This window comes from Lutibacter sp. (genome assembly GCF_040883305.1).
GTDB lineage: Bacteria > Bacteroidota > Bacteroidia > Flavobacteriales > Flavobacteriaceae > Lutibacter.
Genome location: NZ_JBFLKT010000360.1, coordinates 1 through 4,771, shown reverse-complemented (window position 1 = coordinate 4,771; position 4,771 = coordinate 1). Strand labels below are relative to the sequence as shown.

Genomic DNA, 4,771 nt, shown 5'->3' with positions numbered 1-4,771 from the left:
TTTTTCTGTTGCCAACCAGTTCATCCAAGCTTGACTGTTACCAGACTCGGCATCATCTTTCATATTGGCAATATATTCTTTTAGCTTTTCTTCATCAAAAAGGTTTGCTTCATTTTTAAAAAGCGGTGAGTTTTGAATTTCTTGTAAAGATGTCATTGCATCCCAGATATCTTTTTCTCCAATTACAATACCTGCTTTTTCAAGTTGGTCTTCAAATATTTTTTCGCTAATCATTCCACTCCAAACTGCATTTACTGCTTGCATTTGAGAAGCTCTACCTCCACTTTGTGTTCTATAAGCTTCTACCTGACGTGCAAACTCCTCTCTATCAATATCTTCACCATTAACTTCTCCTATAGAGTTAACCTTACTTGAACTGAAAAATTGTTGTATTGAGCTTGGATCTAGTACAAATGCAAAAAGTGCTAATCCTACTATTAGGATTAAGAACATTGAACGATCTCTAATTTTTGATAAAATTGCCATTATATTAGTTGTTTTATTACAGTTTGCGAAAATACAATTAAGTATTTAATTATGAAAGTGATTTGATATAATTAAGTATGAAAAAAACAGCTATTTGTAAGTATCTTCTATTTTTAATCTGCTTTATCTAAAACTTTAAGGTAAACTTCCATTATTTTAGAAGAATCTACCTTCAACATTTTAAAATACAAGTTGTCAATTTCTATTATTTCTCCCTCTTTTGGAATATCCTCGTTATAGTTAACAATATAACCTCCAAGAGTTTCATAAGCATCATCTTCTTTAATGCTTAGGTTGTATGTTTCATTTAAATAATCTACTTCTAAACGTGCCGAGAATTCAAATTCTCTATCATTAATTTTATTTTCTAATAATTCTACTGTGTCGTGTTCGTCAATTATTTCTCCAAAAAGTTCTTCCACAATATCTTCAACAGTAATTACTCCAGAAGTTCCTCCAAACTCATCTAAAACAACTGATAAACTGCGCTTTTTTTTAGTTAAAATATTCAACACATTATTTATCATCATACTTTCAGGAACAAACTCCACTGGCAGTATCATAGATTTTATGTTTTTAGGTTTTTTAAACAATTCAAATGCGTGTACATAGCCCAAAACATCATCTAAAGAATTTTTATAGACCAAAATTTTAGAATAGCCCGTTTTAATAAATAGGTTTTTTAAATTTGTAATACTTTCATTTATATCAACCGCTACAACTTCTGTTCGAGGAATCATAATTTCACGAGCTTTCACAGTGTCAAACCCTAAAGCATTTTGAAATATTTGTATTTCGGAATCAACTTCTTCAAAATCTTTGGCATTTTCTAATTGTTTCGAAATATAATTTCCAAGCTCAACTTTTGTAAATTCTGATTGCTTAACATCTTTTGTTGAATTAAAAAACAATCTTAAAAAGAAGTCGGAAATGGCTGTAATAAAACTTGATATAAAATGAAAAATTATATAAAAAAAGTAAGCTAAAGGTGCAAAAAACCATAGGGTTTCGTTTGCATAAATTCTAAATAAGGCTTTTGGTAAAAACTCTGCCGTAATTAAAATTATTAATGTAGAAATTATAGTTTGAATTAGTAGGATAGAAAATTCGTTAAACGTATTATCTGGAATAAATCCAATTATAAATTCACCCATAAAAAAACTGTACACCACTAATGCAATATTATTACCAACTAACATTGTGGTGATAAATTTGGACGATTTTGAAGTAATTCTACTTAAAATTTTAGAGGTAAAACCCTCTTTTCTTTTTTCGAGTTCTACTTGAAATTTATTAGCCGATACATAGGCTATTTCCATCCCTGAAAAAAAGGCTGAAAGCAATATTGAAATTAAGATTACAGCTATCTGAAATTCCATTTATTGTTTATTTCTCTTTTCTAATCTTGATCTAAATCTTTTTCTAAAAAAGTACATGAAAATTGCCAAAACCGCAAAAAGTAAAAATAGATAAGCCCTTTCTCTTTCTAAATTCCAATTTAAAACTGTTTCTACAATAAAAACTATTGCAATTATTAAATACCCGTATTCAAATATTTTCCACATTTTACTCATTTCTCTAATCTTTAATTTCTATAACTCCACTTTGGTTCTTAACCCACCAAACATCAAGGTCTTCAGAAGCTTCGAACCCAGTACCATAAATTGTATCTGTTAAAGTATAAAATACAAATCTTTTTTCAGTAAAAAAATAATGTGTTTTTTGATCCCAAAAAATCTCGGTTGTTTCTAACTTATTCTTTTTAGTATAATTTATAATTTCAACATTGCCTTTTATTTCGGAAACTGAGGTTTTACTATAAGTTTTAGCATAATCTCCCTGGATTGTTGTTGAATCTCCATTTTTTTCTATAGTAGTAATAAATATCCCTTTTGGAAATTCTGAATAAGGATGATTTTCTCTATTTGCAAAATCTAACATTAAAGGAGCTTTCATTTTAATGTCAACCCTACCAGAATCTGTATGTTTTAAATTGATGTCTATTGCTTCACCAATTGGCAAATTTTTATCTGCTAAAAAATCTCTTACTTCTTTGGCACTATTGGTACATGAAAAAAACATTGCTATTGAAAATACAATAGCAATGTTAGTTATATTATGTACAATTGATTTTGTCATTTAACAAATATACCAATTATTAAAATATTAATTTTGATTAAGGAACTCTAACTGTTTCATTAATCCAACATCCAATTTTATGAACTGAGCCAGATTTTATCCCTGCAACAAACAAATCTTTTGTTGTAGGTATATTATCTGAATAAGAATTTATAAATCTGTTTGCGAGAGCACTGATACTTGGATCTACCGCTTTTGCTTTTCTGGCCTTATTTAAAGCTGCAACATATACCATTCTTTTCGAAACAACATCGTCTCCACAAGAGTTTGCACTTGATGCATACATACTAGCAATTAACAAATAAGCTCTTCCCATTGTAGGTTGAAATTTTAATGCTTGGTAACAATAGTTTCTTGCTTCAGATTTTCTTCCTTTTTTTCTTAAAATATCAGCTATTTTATATAAATAATTTGCTTTTTTAAAAGTATCTGTTTCTTGATCAACTGCTCTATTAAAATACTCCATGGCTTTATTAGCTTCGCCATTTTTCATTAAAATACCTGCATAAAATACAGACGCTTGTGGAGAAGGGTCCGCATGCACATAAGCTTCTACTAACTGATCATATAATGGATCTTCTGTACATTCTTTATTATACATTCTAGAAACTGCTCTTTTTAACCAAAGTGCATCGTTTTTATGTTCTTCAAAATTCTTTCTATTAAACGGAATTAATCTTTCACAAGTTGAAATTGCCGCCAATTTTTGATCTAAACCACTTTCTACAATAGATAAATTTGTTATAATTTGTTGAGAAACTTTTCTTTTCTTAATATCTTTTTTACTTAAAGTTGTAGAGTCTTTAGCATTTATTGCATCAATAGTTTTAGTATAATCTTGTCTTTTTAGTTCAAGAGCTTCACCAACCTCATCATAGGTATCAAAAACTTTTTGTGTATCAGAATCTTTATACTTTACTAAAATAATATCGAAATATTTATAGATATTTTTTGGAGATAATGCCGTTGGATCTTCTTTAAAAGTTTTTTCTAACCATTCATAAACTTCGTCATCAGATGCTCCCTGCTCTCTTTTAAATGAAGCAATATCATCGTAAATTCCTGCTTTATCTTTAGGATAATGCTCTAATCTTTGCGTATAAACTCTCATTACAAGTTCCCTAGCAACTGGTTTATCTGCTTCAGCAGCAGTTTCTAATTTATGCTCAGCAATTTTAATACCTAATTTATAGATATTTACAGATAGCGTTGGACAATTATCCATACACCACATCCAGTTCTCATAAGCTTTGTCGTAATTTTTCGCATTATAATCACCTTTAAAAAGGTTGTATTTTATAGTACATTCTTCACTAGCTTGTGCAAATACAATTGGTGTAGAAACTACTAAAAATAATAAGGTTAAAAAGTGTCTCATTTTTTTCATTTTCTAAATTTTTTAATTAAAATATTTCTCGTTTTTTAAACCATTTATCATTTAAAGAAAAACTTAACCTAAAGTTTATATAGTTTTCCTGAACTAAACCCTTATCAATTTCTCCTCTTTTTCCAAATTCAAAACCAAGGTTTAAATTTGATAATTGATTGCTAACAGGTAATCCTACTCCAAAAGATATGCCAAAATCGTCTATTGCTGTAAAATCGTTTCCAATTCCAGATGAATTAACCATTAAACCAGTCTTTTCCATTTTTACACCAGCTCTATATGTTACTCTTTCCCAATAGCTTGATATAGATGTAAATTTAGGTGTATAAAAACCTCCTAATGAAATTTTGCTATATTTATCGTAGGCTATTTTTGTAAAGTTGTTGTATATATTTCCTTGAAGTTGAAGTGCATCTTGAAAACTATAATCGATTCCCGCAAACCATTTGTTTTCTTTTCCAAAACCTATTCCTAAAGATGTTTTTAAAGGAGATTTTAAAATACCTTTACCTGAATTAGATACTAATGTATCCCGAGGTATTTCACCTGTTGCAAGTGATAATGAATAAATATATTCTTCGTCTTCTGTATCTACTTCACTTTCTAAATCAAAATTTGCACCTAAATGTAAGTTTACATTATCTGACAACTTGGTTTTATACTGAAAGCCCGAATTAATTGCAAAACCTTTTACGCTAGAAAATGTTTCATATTTAGTCGCTAAAGCAACATCTTTTAATTGGTTGGTTATATTGTTTT

At 28.9% G+C, this 4,771-nt stretch carries 4 protein-coding genes and 1 pseudogene; all 5 read right to left on the bottom strand.

Features of this window, described 5'->3' with window-relative positions; translation table 11 throughout:
* Positions 1 to 486: SurA N-terminal domain-containing protein (locus tag AB1Z17_RS11550; protein ID WP_368051947.1), on the bottom strand; the 486-nt coding region annotated here is incomplete at its 3' end.
* Positions 487 to 599: 113 nt separating this feature from the next.
* The gene (locus AB1Z17_RS11545; protein WP_368051946.1) at positions 600 to 1,865 is read right to left on the bottom strand and encodes a hemolysin family protein; all 1,266 of its coding nucleotides are present in this window, start codon (positions 1,863 to 1,865) and stop codon (positions 600 to 602) included.
* 199 nt (positions 1,866 to 2,064) lie between these two features.
* Positions 2,065 to 2,625: an LPS export ABC transporter periplasmic protein LptC gene (lptC, locus tag AB1Z17_RS11540; protein ID WP_368051945.1), complete on the bottom strand. Its 561-nt coding sequence runs from the start codon at positions 2,623 to 2,625 to the stop codon at positions 2,065 to 2,067.
* A 37-nt stretch (positions 2,626 to 2,662) separates the two neighbouring features.
* Positions 2,663 to 4,012 (bottom strand): tetratricopeptide repeat protein, encoded by a 1,350-nt coding sequence (locus AB1Z17_RS11535; protein ID WP_368051944.1) that lies wholly within the window; start codon positions 4,010 to 4,012, stop codon positions 2,663 to 2,665.
* Positions 4,013 to 4,028: 16 nt separating this feature from the next.
* Positions 4,029 to 4,771 (bottom strand): annotated as a pseudogene (locus tag AB1Z17_RS11530) (hypothetical protein); the annotation flags it as partial.